General features: G+C 51.0%; 18 protein-coding genes. 1 reads left to right on the plus strand and 17 read right to left on the minus strand.

Features of this window, described 5'->3' with window-relative positions:
* Window positions 1-16: 16 nt before the first annotated feature.
* From atpB to fsa, 16 genes are all read right to left on the minus strand, one after another.
* Window positions 17-754, minus strand: a complete 738-nt coding sequence (atpB, locus tag LPW40_RS08835; RefSeq protein WP_230821901.1) for a F0F1 ATP synthase subunit A — start codon at window positions 752-754, stop codon at window positions 17-19.
* A gap of 13 nt (window positions 755-767) precedes the next feature.
* Entirely contained in the window at window positions 768-1,121 is a 354-nt protein-coding gene (locus LPW40_RS08840; RefSeq protein ID WP_230821902.1) for an ATP synthase subunit I, read from the minus strand.
* 149 nt (window positions 1,122-1,270) lie between these two features.
* Entirely contained in the window at window positions 1,271-2,404 is a 1,134-nt protein-coding gene (gene wecB / locus LPW40_RS08845; RefSeq protein WP_230821903.1) for a non-hydrolyzing UDP-N-acetylglucosamine 2-epimerase, read from the minus strand.
* Window positions 2,405-2,426: 22 nt separating this feature from the next.
* Window positions 2,427-3,056, minus strand: a complete 630-nt coding sequence (upp, locus tag LPW40_RS08850; protein WP_072710485.1) for a uracil phosphoribosyltransferase — start codon at window positions 3,054-3,056, stop codon at window positions 2,427-2,429.
* A 37-nt stretch (window positions 3,057-3,093) separates the two neighbouring features.
* The gene (locus LPW40_RS08855; protein ID WP_230821904.1) at window positions 3,094-4,332 is read right to left on the minus strand and encodes a serine hydroxymethyltransferase; all 1,239 of its coding nucleotides are present in this window, start codon (window positions 4,330-4,332) and stop codon (window positions 3,094-3,096) included.
* A gap of 24 nt (window positions 4,333-4,356) precedes the next feature.
* The gene (locus tag LPW40_RS08860) at window positions 4,357-4,908 is read right to left on the minus strand and encodes a TIGR01440 family protein (RefSeq protein WP_230821905.1); all 552 of its coding nucleotides are present in this window, start codon (window positions 4,906-4,908) and stop codon (window positions 4,357-4,359) included.
* Window positions 4,877-5,305, minus strand: a complete 429-nt coding sequence (gene rpiB / locus LPW40_RS08865) for a ribose 5-phosphate isomerase B (protein ID WP_230821906.1) — start codon at window positions 5,303-5,305, stop codon at window positions 4,877-4,879. The genes LPW40_RS08860 and rpiB overlap by 32 nt, the downstream gene beginning before the upstream one ends.
* Window positions 5,306-5,373: 68 nt before the next feature.
* Window positions 5,374-5,787: an arsenate reductase/protein-tyrosine-phosphatase family protein gene (locus tag LPW40_RS08870; RefSeq protein WP_230821907.1), complete on the minus strand. Its 414-nt coding sequence runs from the start codon at window positions 5,785-5,787 to the stop codon at window positions 5,374-5,376.
* Window positions 5,784-6,833 (minus strand): L-threonylcarbamoyladenylate synthase, encoded by a 1,050-nt coding sequence (locus LPW40_RS08875; protein ID WP_230821908.1) that lies wholly within the window; start codon window positions 6,831-6,833, stop codon window positions 5,784-5,786. Before LPW40_RS08875 ends, LPW40_RS08870 begins: the two co-directional genes overlap by 4 nt.
* Window positions 6,834-6,838: 5 nt before the next feature.
* Window positions 6,839-7,693 (minus strand): peptide chain release factor N(5)-glutamine methyltransferase, encoded by an 855-nt coding sequence (gene prmC, locus LPW40_RS08880; protein ID WP_230821909.1) that lies wholly within the window; start codon window positions 7,691-7,693, stop codon window positions 6,839-6,841.
* Window positions 7,680-8,759 carry a peptide chain release factor 1 gene (gene prfA / locus LPW40_RS08885; RefSeq protein ID WP_230821910.1) on the minus strand — a complete coding sequence of 360 codons (1,080 nt, stop codon included), beginning with the start codon at window positions 8,757-8,759 and terminating at the stop codon, window positions 7,680-7,682. The genes prmC and prfA overlap by 14 nt, the downstream gene beginning before the upstream one ends.
* A gap of 106 nt (window positions 8,760-8,865) precedes the next feature.
* Window positions 8,866-9,123: a type B 50S ribosomal protein L31 gene (locus tag LPW40_RS08890; protein ID WP_230821911.1), complete on the minus strand. Its 258-nt coding sequence runs from the start codon at window positions 9,121-9,123 to the stop codon at window positions 8,866-8,868.
* Window positions 9,124-9,239: 116 nt separating this feature from the next.
* The gene (gene rho / locus LPW40_RS08895) at window positions 9,240-10,556 is read right to left on the minus strand and encodes a transcription termination factor Rho (protein WP_230821912.1); all 1,317 of its coding nucleotides are present in this window, start codon (window positions 10,554-10,556) and stop codon (window positions 9,240-9,242) included.
* Window positions 10,557-10,703: 147 nt separating this feature from the next.
* Entirely contained in the window at window positions 10,704-11,669 is a 966-nt protein-coding gene (glpX, locus tag LPW40_RS08900) for a class II fructose-bisphosphatase (RefSeq protein WP_230821913.1), read from the minus strand.
* A gap of 112 nt (window positions 11,670-11,781) precedes the next feature.
* Complete coding sequence (locus tag LPW40_RS08905; RefSeq protein ID WP_230821914.1) at window positions 11,782-13,041, minus strand: UDP-N-acetylglucosamine 1-carboxyvinyltransferase; 1,260 nt, start codon at window positions 13,039-13,041, stop codon at window positions 11,782-11,784.
* Between the two features lie 29 nt (window positions 13,042-13,070).
* Window positions 13,071-13,715, minus strand: a complete 645-nt coding sequence (gene fsa, locus LPW40_RS08910) for a fructose-6-phosphate aldolase (protein WP_230821915.1) — start codon at window positions 13,713-13,715, stop codon at window positions 13,071-13,073.
* A gap of 202 nt (window positions 13,716-13,917) precedes the next feature.
* Here fsa and LPW40_RS08915 point away from each other — a divergent pair, with 202 nt between their 5' ends.
* On the plus strand, window positions 13,918-14,430 hold the full coding sequence (locus tag LPW40_RS08915; protein WP_230821916.1) for a DUF2529 family protein: 513 nt from the start codon (window positions 13,918-13,920) through the stop codon (window positions 14,428-14,430).
* Window positions 14,431-14,453: 23 nt separating this feature from the next.
* Here the strand turns inward: LPW40_RS08915 and LPW40_RS08920 are convergent, their stop codons facing one another.
* Complete coding sequence (locus LPW40_RS08920; RefSeq protein WP_230821917.1) at window positions 14,454-16,049, minus strand: CTP synthase; 1,596 nt, start codon at window positions 16,047-16,049, stop codon at window positions 14,454-14,456.
* Window positions 16,050-16,071: the final 22 nt, after the last annotated feature.

A 16,071-nucleotide genomic window follows, 5' to 3' on the forward strand; every position in this document is an offset into this window, starting at 1 on the left:
AATTTTAATTTTTATATTAATGATCATCGCTCAGTTTATGAGAGAGATAAACCATCGTTAACATAACGAAAATGAACGCCTGGATCGCACTGATGAACAGTTTGAATCCTTGCCATGCCATCAGCGGTATGAATCCGCCGACCGCTCCGATAATTCCGCCGGTTGTGATCAGGGAGACCAGCAACAACAACAGGATTTCCCCTGCGTAGATGTTTCCGTAAAGACGAAGACCTAACGTTAAATTATATGTAAATTCTTCAATGAACTTGATGGGTGCCATGAACCACATCGGTTGAAAATACGATTTAACATAGTTCCCCATGCCCTGGGCCTTGACCCCGTAATAATGTGTCAGTACAATCATCAGTCCTGCGAGCGTCAGTGTCACTGTCGGATCCGCCGTAGGCGATTTCCACCAGAGTGTATGCTCCTCATCCGGAAGGATGATCGTAAATGGTATACCGAGTATGTTGGCCACAAAGATGAACGCAATCAGAGTAATTGCCATGAAGTGGAATTTCCCGCCCTGCTTCCAGGCCATATTGCTTGAAATCATACCTTTAACGAAGTTCACCAGTGCTTCCACAAGAACTTGTGGCTTACCTGTCGGCCTGACAGCAATCTTGCGTGTTGCGAAGAAAAACACGAAGAACACAATCAGACATGTAATGATGATCATCAATGAAGTCGACAGATCGAACATTACCGGCAAACCGAATAAGTCAATCGTATACGTTGGAGTTCCGTGTTCCATTATTTCACCTCTTTCACTTCGTTAATTCTCTGACAGCATGAAAAATAATCAATATATAACCAAGGAGAATTCCTATAGCTATCGCAAAAATGTTGAATGTTTCAGGGAACCTCAGCCACACAAGCAGTGTCACTATTACAATGATGAACCTCGTCACCACGCCGAGCCTGACTTTGCCGTTCTCTTCATCCTGCGCCTGCTCCAGGTGGTAGTACCAGTTGAAAATCATGAGTGTGGACGCAGCAGTGCCTAAAAATAACCCAGCCGCTATTGATGATTGTGTAAAAATGGCAAAGAGTAAACTGCCGATGAGAGGGATGGAAAAATATCGTAAGAAATGAGTGTAAAATCTTCTGAAAAATGACACTATCAATACAGTCTCCTAATGGTTTGAAGCTTCCTTGAGCAACTTTCACATTCCCCTTGTAATGATATATGAGAGCAATTTTTGTGTCAATAACATGCTTGGATTTATTTAATCAACTCTCCACCCCGCCATATTATCGACACAATTTATCACACCTGAAAACTTTCAGGTTTCTGCTCCGTGAATCCGTAATAATGCTTGATGTTTTCACATATCCGCCTTGAAGCCTCTCCGTCGCCGTACGGGTTGGATGCGCGGGCCATCTCTTCGTAAGTATCCCGGTCGGTGAGCAGCTGCCTGGTGAGATTGTAGATATCCGCCTTTTCAGTGCCCGCCAGCTTCAAAGTGCCTGCTTCGACACCTTCAGGGCGTTCCGTCGTATCCCTGAGCACTATGACCGGTTTACCGAGCGAAGGTGCCTCTTCCTGCACCCCGCCGGAATCGGTCAGGATGATATGGCTTTTGGCTGCGAAATTATGAAAATCAAGCACATCCAAAGGTTCAATGATTTCGATCCGTTCATGACCCCCGAGGTGCGCTTGTGCAATTTCCCGGACTTTAGGGTTTTTATGGATCGGATAGACGACCGTGACATCCTCGAACTCGTCGACGATATCCCTGACGGCACTGAATATATTGTGCATCGGTTCACCGATGTTTTCACGTCTGTGGGCCGTCAACAGGATCACTTTATTGCTTTTGTGCCTGTCAATCACTTCACTGCAGTAACTTTCATCGACCGTGGTCTTCAATGCATCAATCGCCGTATTCCCTGTCACACTGATGGATTCCTCTTTCTTGTTTTCAGCGAGCAGGTTCTGCCTGGAATTTTCAGTGGGCGAAAAATGGAGGTCCGCGAGGACCCCTGTCATCTGCCTGTTCATCTCTTCCGGAAACGGCGAGTGCTTGTTGTGGGTTCTGAGCCCGGCTTCCACATGGCCGATATCGAGGCCGTTATAGAACGCTGCAAGGCTGCCTGCAAAAGTCGTCGTCGTATCACCGTGCACGAGCATCATGTCCGGCTTCGAGTCTTTTATTACACCCTCGAGCCCTTCGATCACCCGCCCGGTCACTTCAGATAATGTCTGGCCCTGCTTCATGATGTTCAAGTCATAATCGGGTTCGATCTTGAAAGCCTCCAGCACCTGATCCAGCATTTCCCTGTGCTGTGCGGTGACCACCACAACAGGGTCAAGTTCCGGATCTTCCTTCAACGCCAAAACCAGTGGTGCCATCTTGATCGCTTCCGGACGGGTGCCGAAAACCGTCATTATCTTTTTCAATGTCATTCTCCTGTTATCCGGATTATTTTGTCCCGAACAGGCGGTCGCCTGCATCGCCGAGGCCCGGAACGATATAGCTGTGGTCATCCAGCCTGTCGTCGAGTGCTGCGATATAGATGTCCACATCAGGGTGGGCCTTCTGCAGCGTCTCTACGCCTTCCGGCGCGGCAATCAGGCAGATGAAGCGGATTTTGCTGCCGCCCCTTTTTTTGATTGCGGTGATCGCCTCGACTGCGGATGCCCCCGTGGCAAGCATCGGGTCGATGACGAAGATATCCCGTTCCTCGATATCCCCCGGGAACTTTGCATAGTACTCTATGGCCTGCAGTGTGTCTGGGTCGCGGTACAGGCCGATATGGCCGACGCGCGCCGAGGGTATCAGCTTGTGGATGCTCTCCTGCATCCCGAGCCCCGCCCTTAAAATCGGTACAAGGCAGATTTTTTTACCGCTCAGCCTTTTCGCTGTCGTCGTCTGTATCGGCGTCTCCACCTCAACCTCTTCCAGGTCCAGGTCCCTGGTCACTTCATAGGCCATCAGCATGCCCACTTCATCGACCAGTTCCCTGAAAGTTTTCGTCGGAGTGTTCTTATCCCTTATAAAACCCATCTTATGCTGGATGAGGGGATGCTCCATCACTTGAACCTTTGACATATTTGTCCTCCTGTCCGTCAAATTCTATTTTGAGGTATTATTCGCTGTATAATGGGAAATCGGCAGTCAGTGCATGGACCTGCTCCTTGATGCCTTCGAGGCTTTCCCCGTCCCTTGTACGCTTCAGCGTCTCGACCATCAGCTCAGCCACTTTTTTCATCTCTTTTTCCTTGAAGCCTCTTGTCGTCATGGCCGGTGTACCGAGACGCACGCCGCTTGTCACGAATGGTGACTCGGTGTCGAACGGGATGGTGTTTTTATTGACGGTGATGCCAATCTCATCAAGTGCTTCCTCTGCCTGCTTGCCGGTCAGTTCGAAGCTCTTCACGTCGACAAGGACGATATGGTTGTCCGTACCTCCGGAAACGATCCTGAGACCGCCTTCAGTCAATCCTTTGGCCAGAGTCTGTGCGTTTTTGATGACCTGCTGCTGGTATTCTTTGAAGCCATCCTGCTGCGCTTCACCGAATGCCACCGCCTTTGCTGCGATGATGTGCATCAGCGGACCGCCCTGGATGCCCGGGAAGATGACTTTATTGAGGGATTTTGCATACTTTTCCTTTGCCAGGATGATGCCGCCCCTCGGTCCTCTTAAAGTCTTATGTGTTGTGGAAGTGACGAAGTCCGCATGCGGTACCGGGTTTGGATGCAGTCCCGCTGCAACGAGGCCTGCAATATGCGCCATATCCACCATGAAATAAGCACCGACTTCATCTGCGATCTCACGGAATTTGGCGAAATCAATCTGTCTGGAATAGGCGCTCGCACCTGCAATGATGAGTTTAGGCTGCTCTTTTTTAGCGATTTCCATAACCACGTCATAATCGATCGTCTCGTCATCTTCTTTGACACCGTACTCGCTGAACTCATACATCGTTCCGCTGAAGTTCACCGGACTGCCGTGCGTCAGATGCCCGCCGTGGCTCAGGTTCATACCGAGGACTTTATCACCCGGCTCAAGTATGGAGAAATAAACACCCATGTTCGCCTGGGAACCGGAGTGCGGCTGGACGTTGACATACTCGGCACCGAAGATTTCCTTCAGCCTGTCCCTTGCCAGATCCTCAACCACGTCAACATGTTCACAACCGCCGTAGTAACGCTTGTTAGGGTATCCTTCTGCATATTTATTGGTCAGGATTGAACCTTGCGCTTCCAGTACAGCTTTTGAAACAAAGTTCTCCGATGCAATCAATTCAATGTTTTTATCCTGACGGTTGAATTCTGACTCTATTGCCTCAAATAATTTTGAATCCTGTGATTTGATATGTGACATATTGACTCTCTCCATTCATCTTATTTAATTATTATATTTTGCTCTCGGACCGCCGATCAGTTTAGGCCGCGTTCTGGCCATGGTGACCACCGCCTGCCCGATCATCTTCGTATCGGTCCTGAAAGGTACTGCTACATGTTTCAAATGCATGCCGATGAGCGTCTGGCCGATGTCGATGCCTGCATCCGCATCGACGAATTCCGCAACAGCGGCATCGTCCATCTGTTTGTATGCATGCTCACTCAGGCTGCCTCCGGCACTTCTGTGCGGTACGACGCTCACTTCACCGTAACCGAATGCATCAAGCGTCTCCCTTTCCATCGTGACGGCCCGGTTGATATGCTCACAGCCCTGGAACATCAGATGGACATCATGCTTCTCTTTGATTTCCTTAAGGCAGTCATAAATGACTTCCGCTGCTTCCATCGAGCTGTTTTTACCGATATGCTGGCCGATGACTTCCGAAGTCGAACAGCCGATGATCAGCTTTTGTCCTTCGAAGAAGAAATCTTCGGCTTCCAGCTCACTGATAAGCGTTTCCAAATCATTCTTCAATTTTGCAAACTCTTCGTTCATGTCTACCACCCTCGAATTCAGTATTTAACCAAATATCCACGATGTCCAGCGCAAGACCTTCACCGATCACCCGCTCGCCCATCGCAAGGACGTTCGAATCATTGTGCTGTCTCGTCGCTCTTGCTGAGAACGTATCGTGCACCAGGGCACTGCGTATGCCTTTGACTTTATTTGCTGAAATGCTCATGCCGATCCCCGTACCGCAGATCAAAATGCCTTTATCATATTCTCCTGATGCAACTTTTTCCGCGACAGGCTTTGCATAGTCCGGATAATCCACGGAATCCGCCGTTTCCGGCCCGAAATCCGTCACATCAAGGCCTTTTTCCTTCAAGTCTTCGACGACCGCGCGCTTCAGTTTGAAACCGCCGTGGTCTGAGCCAACTATTATTTTCATGTTTTCACCTCATTCATATTATATATAAAAATTTCGTACTGCAAAGTAATCATAGTACTTTTGGCGAATTATTTAAACAACTTTCCCAAAAATTTCGTCAATTGTGAATATACTGCCCTGTAATCTTCATCACTGCCGCCGATCGGATCCATTATATCCACTGTGGATCCATCGGCATATTCACTGAGCAGGTGCACTTCCGCTTCCGGATACCGGCGCCTGATGAGTGCTTCATGCTCCCTCGTCATGGCAAGAAGGATGGAGGAGCGCACGTCTTCCTCTTCCAGCTGCCCGGGCTCATCCGGATGGACCAGGCCCTCTTCCTCGATGATCCTCATCGTGGCCGGGTTCACTTCCCCGTCAAAGACCATCAGTCCGCGTGAGGCGAAACTATGGTCCTTGAACATCGTCTTCGCATAACTTTCCGCAAGCGGGCTTCTGCAGGTGTTGCCTGTACATACGAAAATGATCTGCCTGTTCAATTTGCCTTGTCTCCTTTTATCATGACATCTCCAGTCGCTTTATAGATCCTGTTCAATAACGCCGCTGAAAAGGGCGTCTCCCTGAACCTGTAGATATAAATCATATCGACATCGGATTTATCCATTTTCCTGAGTGCCCCGTAAAGGTTTTTAGCAGCTTCCCTGTAATCATCCTCTTTTTGGCAGAGGCTGATGAATTCGACTTCCTCGGGTACCACTTCCCTGAAGGATTCAGGTGCGATGACCCCGATTTTTCTGCCCTCTTTCTCCGCAGCTAGCGTCTGTGCCATCACGATGCCTTCGATCAGGACCAGCGGCTGCTTCGGTGCATAGTGTTTGTACTTCATGCCGGGTGAAATCGGCTGGGATGCATCGCCTTCATGCACTTTGATTTCACTGTCGAGCACCCGTTCCAGATCGCTTTTCTTTATTTCGCCGGGCCTTGCGATCTGGTAGGGGAATGTCGTACAGTCGAGCACGGTGCTTTCGATGCCGTAGTCTGCAGGGGTGCTGTTGACCACGCCGTACATCTTGCCCTTCAGATCATCGACCACATGCCGGTAATCCGTCGGTGACGGTTTTCCGCTGATGTTCGCACTCGGTGCGGCAAGCGGGATGCCGGTGTATTCCAGTATCTTCAGACCGACCGGGTGGCTCGGCATCCTCACTGCGACCGACCTTAAGTCCGCGACCGTCTTGGCGGCGATGTGATCGCCCTTCAGCGGCAGTATGAATGAAATCGGGCCGGGCCAGAATGTGCGCATCAATTTCAACACCCGTTCATCCGGTATCTCCGCAAATTCCTCGAGCTGGTCGATGCTGTGTATATGGACGATCAGGGGATTGTCCTGCGGCCGTCCTTTGGCCTGGAATATTTTCTGGATCGCTTCGGGATTCCTTGCATCTCCTGCAAGCCCATAGACAGTTTCGGTGGGCAGACCGATGATTTCACCGTATGCCAGTGCTGTTTTGATCTCTTCAAGTTTTTCAGCCGTTTCCGGGCTGTCCAGCTCTTCTGCTGATATATGCCAGACTTTTGTTTCCAACCCTCTCATCCTTCCCAGGTGAAATAAAATATTCTATCCTGCTGATTGATATCCTTAACTACCCCGTAATGGGCGGTTCCGGGCCATTTCTCCAGTAAATATTCCAGGAGCGGCGCCTTTTGATCGAAGCCGATTTCGCAGTAGACCCTGCCGCCGGCATTCAGCACCTCAGGCAGCCCGTCAATCAGCCTTTTATAAATCCGGAGGCCCGAGTCATCGGCAAAGAGCGCCTGATGCGGTTCATGACGGATGACCGAAGGCGTCATGAGGTCCGTGGCGTCCTTTGAGATATACGGCGGATTGGATATGATCACATCCGCCTTCACACCGGCCCTGATCAGCGGTTCATACAAATCCCCTTCATAAAAAGTGATGTGGACCCCGTGCGCCGCCGCATTCTCTTTTGCAATGTGCAGGGCTGCCGGGGAGATGTCGGTGGCGATGACGGTGTTTTCAGACCATTCCTTCTGCAGCATCACCGGTATGACCCCGGTGCCGGTGCCGATATCCACGACGGTGATGCCGTCATCACTTTCATGTTCCAGGACGAACAGCACAAGCTCTTCGGTCTCATTCCTCGGGATCAGCGTATCCTGTGTCACTTTGAATTTCTCACCGTAGAACCACGAAAACCCCACAACATATTGATAGGGTTCCCCGGTGCATACTCTTCTGACCGCTTCATCATAGCGTGCCTTGTCCGCAGCCGGAATTTCATCGCGGGCGCCAAGCATCAGCTCTGTTTTCGTCATTGAAAACAGATCCGACATCAACAGTTCTGCGATGCCCGGCTCCTGATTGCAGTCGGAGAGGATTTCCCTCCCCGCCCTTATGGCCTCCCCGTAGTTAGAGGACGGCATTATTCAGCTCTTCCAGTTTCGATGTCTGCTCTTCAATGACCAGCGCATCGATGATTTCATCGAGTTTCCCTTCCATGATCTGATCGAGTTTCTGGATCGTCAGCCCGATACGGTGGTCGGTGACGCGGCTCTGCGGATAATTATATGTCCTGATGCGTTCGGAACGGTCCCCGGTGCCTACGGCGGACTTTCTCTGCTCTGCGTATTCAGCTTCAGCCTCCTGCTGCATCAGGTCATAAATCCTCGCCTTCAGCACTTTCATCGCACGTTCACGGTTTTTGATCTGGGATTTTTCATCCTGGGAAGTCACGACGACGCCTGTCGGCAGATGGGTGATCCTGACGGCCGAGTCGGTCGTGTTGACGTGCTGTCCACCCGCCCCGCTCGAACGGTAAGTGTCGATCTTCAAGTCTTCATTCCTGATGTCGATTTCGACGTCTTCGACTTCCGGCAGTACTGCGACGGTTGCGGTCGATGTATGGATGCGCCCGCCGGATTCCGTCTCCGGCACCCTCTGGACACGGTGGGCGCCGTTTTCATACTTCAGCCTTGAATATGCCCCGTGCCCCTGGATCATGAAGCTGATCTCCTTGTAGCCGCCGTGGTCGCTCGCATTCGCTTCGACCACTTCCGTTTTCCAGCCGTTGTCTTCGGCGAAACGGGAATACATCCGGAACAGGTCCCCTGCAAATATCTGCGCCTCGTCCCCGCCGGCTGCACCGCGGATTTCGATGATGACGTTCTTATCATCATTCGGATCTTTTGGAATGAGTTCGAACTTCAACTTATCTTCAAGCGCCGGCAGTGCCTTTTCAGACTCGGAAATTTCCTCTTTGAGCATGTCGAGCATTTCCTTATCATCTGTTTCACCCAGCATTTCTTTCGATTCGGAAATGGTTTCTTTGTGCTTTTTATATTCCCGGTAAAGATCGACCGTCTTCTGCAGGTCACTCTGCTCTTTGGAATACTTCCTCAGCTTGTCGGGGTCGCTGACTATATCCGGGTCACTCAGCAGTTCTGTCAGCTGTTCATACCGGTTTTCGATTATCTCCAATTGATCAAACATATTTTCACCTTTTCCGTCTTTGTAATCTTCATTAGTATATCATATTTCCGGCACAAAAAAACTGCATTGAAACTTCTGTCCCAATGCAGTCATACTGCCTTCAAGCCTATTCGTTTTGTGATTTGAAACCGAATTTTTTGTTGAACTTCTCAACACGGCCATCCGCTGATGCGAATTTTTGGCGTCCGGTATAGAATGGGTGCGAATCGGATGAGATATCCAGGCGGATGACAGGGTATTCATTGCCATCTTCCCACTCCATCATTTCACTGGAAGTGCGTGTAGATCCGCTTAGAAATTTATAATCCGTAGTAGAGTCCAGGAATATGACCTTATGATATTCCGGATGAGTGTTTTGTTTCATAATATTCATCTCCTTGCCCTGAACCATCTGGAACAGAGTTATTTTGTGATTTTACTGTACAATACTTGTGTATTATACAGGATGGCAGTGCAAAAATCAACTATTTTTCAAAGCGCCTAAATGACGGGTTTTCCGGTCTTCTGGGAGGAGACCATCCGCTCCCGCAGCACGTCGAAAAATTCTTCGTTCGATTCCGTCTGCTTCAATATCCGGAGGAACCGTTCCGTGAAGTCCGGCGAATCCGTGAAGAGCTTCCTCAGCTGCCACAGTATGTCCAGTTCTTTTTTGTCCAGCAGGAGCTCCTCTTTCCTCGTGCTCGACCGGCGGATGTCGATTGCCGGATATATGCGTTTTTCACTCAGGCCGCGGTCAAGATGAAGTTCCATGTTTCCGGTCCCTTTGAACTCCTCGTAAATCACATCATCCATCCTGCTGCCCGTATCGACGAGCGCCGTGGACAGGATCGTGAGACTTCCGCCGGCTTCTATGTTCCGCGCTGCGCCGAAGAAGTGCTTCGGCCTGTGCAGGCTCGCAGGATCGAGGCCGCCTGAGAGTGTGCGGCCGCTTGGCGGGATGACCAGGTTGTAGGCTCTTGCGAGACGGGTGATGGAGTCCATCAGTATGATGACATCCTCCCCCATCTCGACCATGCGCTTCGATCTTTCAAGCAGCAGCTCCGCCACTTTGACGTGGTGCTCGGGCGGCTCATCGAAAGTGGAATGGACGACGTCTGCATTTTCGACGGAACGTTCCAGATCCGTGACCTCTTCCGGCCGTTCACCGATCAGCAGAATAAAGAGCTTCGACTTCGGATGGTTGTGGGAGACGGCGTTGGCGATCTCTTTGAGCAGCGATGTCTTCCCCGCCTTCGGAGGTGCGACGATCATACCGCGCTGGCCGAACCCGATCGGGGTAACGAGATCCATGATGCGTGTGGATAAATCACCGGCTTTATTCTCGAGATGGATGCGCTCTTCGGGGTAGAGGGGGGTGAGTGCCTGGAAATGCGGCCGCTTCTTGACGTCTTCTGCATTCTGGTCATTGATGAAGTCCACCTGCAAGAGACCGTAGTACTTCTCGTTCTCTTTGGGCTTCCTGACTTTGCCGGTGACTTTATCGCCTTTTTTAAGTTCGAACCTGCGGATCTGTGAAGCGGAAATGTAGATGTCCTTTTCCCCTTTGGAGTAGTTGACCGTCCTGAGGAATCCGTAGCCGTCCTGCTGGATGTCATCGAGGACGCCTTCCATATAATAATTCCCGTCTTTTTCCATTTCAGCTTCCATTATCGCCAGCACGAGCTCTTTTTTATTCAGCTTGCTGTAGTTCGTCAGCCTGAGTTCTTTTGCCCGTGCAGTGAGGACTTTTGTTGAATTATTTTTATACAGCGAATCGAAGGATTCATATTTCAATCCTTCCCTGTTTTGATCAGTCATGTATTCACTTCGCTTTCATATATTTGGGTGATGTATAGTATTTTTAAAGAGATTGCAGAGGAAGTATTGGAGCGTCTCAATTAGAACAACTGTATTCTACAGCATAATGGCCCAAAAGAAAAGGAGCATATTCCATGCTCCTCCTGTTCAGCTGTCCATCACCATATTCGGTTTCTTCTTCAGGCTGTGCCGGCCGTTGATGAAGCGGACTGTCCCGGACTTCGCCCTCATGACCACCGAGGACGTTTCGGCGTAGCTGCCCTTGAACTGCACGCCCTTCATCATCTCCCCGTCGGTCACCGCCGTTGCGGCAAATATCGAATCGTCCCCTTTTACCATATCGTCCATCAGGAACTTTTTGTCCACATCGACACCCATGGACTCACACCGCACCACCTCGTCATCATTCATGGGGTGCAGGCGCCCTTGGAAATCCCCGCCCAGGCATTTGATGCCGACGGCGGAGATCACGCCTTCGGGGGCACCGCCGATCCCGAGCATGATATCGACACCTGTCCAGTCGAAGCATGTGTTGATCGCACCGGCAACGTCACCGTTCTCGAACAGCTTGACCCGGGCGCCGGCTTCCCTTGCCGCATCGATATACGCCCGGTTGCGCGGACGGTTGATGATCGTCACCGTGACTTCGGAGATCTCCTTATCTTTCGCTTTGGCGACGGCATGGAGGTTATCCGCCACCGTGGCGTCCAGGTCCACCAGCCCCCGGCACTCCGGACCGACGGCGATCTTGTCCATGTACATGTCCGGTGCATGTAGCAGGTTGCCCTTATCGGCCACCGCGAGCACCGTGAGCGCATTCCATCCTCCTGTGGCCACGATTGATGTGCCTTCCAGGGGGTCGACTGCGATATCGATGTCAGGTCCTTCCTTCGTGCCCAGTTTTTCGCCGATATAAAGCATGGGCGCCTCATCGATCTCACCTTCACCGATGACGACTTCACCTTTCATCGGTATCGTATCAAAGACGGTGCGCATCGCTTCCGTCGCTGCATCATCCGCCGCTTCCTTCAAACCTTTCCCCACCCATCTCGCACTCTGCAGGGCAGCGGCCTCGGTCACCCGGACCAGCTCCATCGATAAACTTCTTTCCATAAGGGAACCTCCTGTAATTTTTTCCTCAATAGTATATCACATTGGAAAACAGTGTGACATATACAATGAAAAACCGGGACTGGCCAATGACCAGTCCCGGTTATATGAATGATTACAGTTTTTCTCTCCAGATGTCCGCACCGAGTGCTTCCAGTTTGCTGACGATGTCCGTATAGCCCCGGTCGATATGCGCGACGTTGTGGATCGTTGTGGTCCCTTCGGCAATCAGACCTGAAAGCAGCAGGCATGCGCCGGCCCGGAGGTCGCTTGCGTAGACTTCCGCACCCTGCAGGGTTGATGGATAAATCAGGGCGGTGCCGCTGTTTTTATCGATTTTGGCACCCATCCGCCTCAGCTCATCCACATGCCTGAACCTCGCGGGATAAATCGTTTCGGTGATTTTGCTCACGCCTTCGGTCATGAATAGCAGGGGGGTGATCGGCTGCTGAAGGTCTGTCGCAAAGCCCGGATAAACCTGCGTCTTCACAGACACGGGTTTATATGTTTCCGGACGGGAAATGACTACATAATCATCACCGGTTTCGATGTGGACCCCGGCTTCCTCGAGTTTTGAAGTCAGCGACTCCATGTGCAGCGGGATGATGTTGTTCACCCGGTAATCCTTCCCTGCAATCGCACCTGCTATCATATACGTACCCGCTTCGATGCGGTCCGGGATGATGCTGTGGCGCGTGCCGTGAAGCTTTTCGACGCCGTTGATCTTGATGGTGTCCGTGCCGGCGCCTTTGATGTCCGCGCCCATCTTGTTGAGCAGCGAAGCGACATCCACGATCTCAGGCTCCTTCGCCACATTTTCAAGGATGGTCCGGCCTTCTGCACAGCTTGCCGCCATCATCAGGTTGATGGTCGCACCGACGCTGACCACATCAAAGAATATTTTGGCACCGGTGAGCTTTTCCGCTTCCAGATACATCGCACCGTACTCATTGGTCACTTTGGCGCCGAGTGCTTCAAACCCTTTGATGTGCTGGTCGATCGGCCTCGGACCGAGCGGGCATCCTCCCGGCAGGCCGATGACGCATTTCCTGAAGCGTGCAAGCATCGCCCCCATCATATAATAGGAAGCTCTGAGTGACTGGACTTTGGTGTTTGCAAGCGGCATATTCTCCGCTTCACCGCCATTGATCTTAAGGTTCGTGCCTTCCAGTTCGGTCCTGATGTTCAAGTCGTTCAACAGGCTCATCAAGGTGGTGACATCCGATATTTCAGGCAGCCCTTCCAGAAGCACTTCCCCTTCGGATGCCATCAGTGAAGCAGGAATCAATGCCACTGCACTGTTTTTTGCGCCGCTGATGTCCACTTCCCCCGTCAGGGTCCGTCCACCGCGTACTTTTATCACTTCTTTAGTCATATGCTTACTCCTAACTTAAAATAGGACCTTTATTTGTCCTTGTTCCAGTCATTCAAAAACTGTTCGATGCCCTTGTCCGTCAGAGGATGATCCGTCAGTTTCTTCAGCACTTTGTAAGGGATCGTCGCGATATGCGCACCTTTCAGGGCGGCACCGTGCACATGGCCTTCATTCCTGATTGATGCAGCGATGATTTCGGTGTCGATGCCATGCAGTTCAAAAATTACGCTGATGTCTTCAATCAGCTGGAGCCCTTCAAGGCCGATGTCATCCAGGCGGCCGATGAACGGGGATACGTAAGTGGCGCCGGCGCGTGCGGCAGTCAGCGCCTGCACCGTATTGAACACGAGCGTGACGTTCGTCTTGATGCCTTCCGCCGCCAATACTTTCACGGCTTTCATGCCTTCACCCGTCATCGGGATCTTGACGATGATGTGCTTGTGGAGCTTCGCAAGCTCCCGGCCTTCTTCGATCATGCCTTCGGCATCGAGGGCGATCACTTCGCCGCTGACCGGCCCTTCAACCAGCTCGCAGATTTCAACGAGGCGGTCATGGAAGGAGATGTCCTTCTCCTTTGCAACGAGCGACGGATTCGTGGTCACACCGCTCAGCACGCCCCACTCATGTATTTCTTTAATTTCATCCATATTTGCTGTATCAATAAAATACTTCATAATCAAAAGTCCTCCATTATATTCTTTCATCCATTATATAAGATTATTGTTTATGCCGGCAAAGAAAACGATGGAAATGATGCACATCCATCTTTGAAACCGATTTCCCCGCCTGATGGTGCAGTTTTTTTGATAATGCCCAAATAAATATCCAATTTAATGTTAAAATATATACACTGACTACTTTTTCGAGGTGAATATCATGGATAAGATATTACAGACACAACTGAATAACATATATAACCAAATAAACGCCCAGGAAGAAGAGATCGAGATTGCAGCGAGGCTGCTTGCGCAGGCGGTGCACGGGGAAGGCCGCGTGGTGATGAAAACTTTTCATGATTTCACCAAAATCGAACCGCTCCTCACCGGAGGGGAGCTGAAGCTCGGCAGCCCTTCCCTTTTTTCCTCCCTGGAAGCGCTCGACACCCCCGACAGGGTGCTTGTCATCGCCAATACCTTCGATGAGGAAGTCAAGGCGTTCACCGGGACATTATACGAGAATTCCGTCGAATTCGTCCTGATCTCAAACTACAACAGGCATGAAGCGGAGACGATCGACAGTTTCCATCATTATATCGACTTATCCTCACCGAGGCCGCTCATACCGACGCCGGCCTTCGACAAAATCGTCAATCCATACATCAACGCATTCACATACATCTATTACCATCTGTATGTACTGATTGATGAAATGACGAATGAGGAGTATTAAAAAATCCCCCGGAGGGGATTTTTTTATTTCAGGCTCGCATCAATCAGACCTTGGAATAATGGATGCGGCCTTGTCGGTCTTGACAGGAATTCAGGATGGAACTGGACTGCGAGAAAGTACGGATGGTCTTCCAGCTCGATCATCTCCACGAGGCGGCCGTCCGGGCTCACGCCGGAGAAGATCATGCCGTGTTCTTCCAGCTGCTCTTTGTAGGCATTGTTGAACTCATATCTGTGGCGGTGCCTTTCGCTGATCAGCTCTTTCCCGTAAAGCGCTCTGGCTTTGGACCCTTCTTTGAGTTCACATGGGAAGCTGCCGAGCCTGAGTGTGCCGCCGAGGTCGATGACATCTTTCTGCTCAGGCATCAGATCAATGATCGGATCCGGCGTATTCGGGTCGAGCTCCCTCGAATGCGCGTTTTCAATTCCCGCTATGTTCCTTGCGAACTCGACCGTCGCGAGCTGCATGCCGAGGCAGATGCCGAGCACCGGGGTTTTATTTTCCCTCGCATATTTCAGTGCGAGGATCTTCCCTTCGACACCACGCTCGCCGAAGCCGCCCGGCACGACGATTCCGTCAAGCCCGCTGAGCTTTTCTTCATAGTTATCGGATGCGATATGCTCCGAATTGATCCACTTGATGTCGATATCCGCCTGGCGCTCGTATCCTGCATGCCTCAGCGACTCTGCAACAGATAAATAAGCGTCCTGGAGGGAGACGTATTTGCCGACGATGCCGATTGAAATCGACTTATCGATGTTGTCCAGATTTTCAAGCAGATGTTTCCATTCCACCAGGTCGGCCTGCCCGGAAGGCTTCAGGTTCAATTTCTTGATGACCAGATCATCCGCATGCTGCTCCTGCAGCCTGATGACGATGTTGTAGATCGTCTCCTCATCACGGGCTTCGATGACATTTTCCTTCTCGATGTCACAGAACAGTGCAATCTTATCCCTGAGATCCTCTTCCATTTCATGCTCTGAACGGACGACGATCATATCCGGCTGGATGCCGAGGCCGCGCAGTTCCTTGACGCTGTGCTGTGTCGGCTTCGTCTTCATCTCCCCGGCCGCTTTGATGTACGGCAGCAGTGTGCAGTGGATATACATGACGTTTTCACGCCCGATATCGCTGCGGAGCTGTCTGATGCTCTCAAGGAACGGCAGTGACTCGATGTCCCCGATCGTGCCGCCGATTTCAGTGATGACGACATCCGCCTTCGACACCTCGCCTGCTTTGATCAGGCGTGATTTGATTTCATTCGTGATATGCGGAATCACCTGCACCGTCGCACCCAGGTAGTCCCCGCGGCGCTCTTTCCTGATGACTTCCGAGTACACTTTACCCGCCGTCACGTTGGAATATTTATGCAGGCTGATGTCTATGAAGCGTTCATAGTGGCCGAGGTCGAGATCGGTTTCAGCACCGTCATCGGTGACGAACACCTCTCCGTGCTGATACGGGCTCATCGTCCCCGGATCCACGTTCAAATATGGATCGAATTTTTGGATGGTCACTTTATAACCACGGTCCTTCAATAATCGGCCAAGTGATGCCGCAGTGATGCCTTTACCAAGTGAAGATACGACCCCGCCGGTAACAAAGATATATTTAGTCATCTGTTTTCCTCCTGTAAAAATA

Source organism: Salinicoccus halitifaciens (assembly GCF_021026095.1).
Taxonomy (GTDB): domain Bacteria; phylum Bacillota; class Bacilli; order Staphylococcales; family Salinicoccaceae; genus Lacicoccus; species Lacicoccus halitifaciens.

Excerpts from the sequence above, each read along its gene's own strand:
- atpB (WP_230821901.1), bottom strand. The coding sequence starts at position 754 with ATGGAACACGGAACTCCAACGTATACGATTGACTTATTCGGTTTGCCG.
- upp (WP_072710485.1), bottom strand. The coding sequence starts at position 3,056 with ATGTCAAAGGTTCAAGTGATGGAGCATCCCCTCATCCAGCATAAGATG.
- LPW40_RS08855 (WP_230821904.1), bottom strand. The coding sequence starts at position 4,332 with ATGTCACATATCAAATCACAGGATTCAAAATTATTTGAGGCAATAGAG.
- LPW40_RS08860 (WP_230821905.1), bottom strand. The coding sequence starts at position 4,908 with ATGAACGAAGAGTTTGCAAAATTGAAGAATGATTTGGAAACGCTTATC.
- rpiB (WP_230821906.1), bottom strand. The coding sequence starts at position 5,305 with ATGAAAATAATAGTTGGCTCAGACCACGGCGGTTTCAAACTGAAGCGC.
- prmC (WP_230821909.1), bottom strand. The coding sequence starts at position 7,693 with ATGCCGTCCTCTAACTACGGGGAGGCCATAAGGGCGGGGAGGGAAATC.
- prfA (WP_230821910.1), bottom strand. The coding sequence starts at position 8,759 with ATGTTTGATCAATTGGAGATAATCGAAAACCGGTATGAACAGCTGACA.
- LPW40_RS08890 (WP_230821911.1), bottom strand. The coding sequence starts at position 9,123 with ATGAAACAAAACACTCATCCGGAATATCATAAGGTCATATTCCTGGAC.
- rho (WP_230821912.1), bottom strand. The coding sequence starts at position 10,556 with ATGACTGATCAAAACAGGGAAGGATTGAAATATGAATCCTTCGATTCG.
- glpX (WP_230821913.1), bottom strand. The coding sequence starts at position 11,669 with ATGGAAAGAAGTTTATCGATGGAGCTGGTCCGGGTGACCGAGGCCGCT.
- LPW40_RS08905 (WP_230821914.1), bottom strand. The coding sequence starts at position 13,041 with ATGACTAAAGAAGTGATAAAAGTACGCGGTGGACGGACCCTGACGGGG.
- fsa (WP_230821915.1), bottom strand. The coding sequence starts at position 13,715 with ATGAAGTATTTTATTGATACAGCAAATATGGATGAAATTAAAGAAATA.
- LPW40_RS08915 (WP_230821916.1), top strand. The coding sequence starts at position 13,918 with ATGGATAAGATATTACAGACACAACTGAATAACATATATAACCAAATA.
- LPW40_RS08920 (WP_230821917.1), bottom strand. The coding sequence starts at position 16,049 with ATGACTAAATATATCTTTGTTACCGGCGGGGTCGTATCTTCACTTGGT.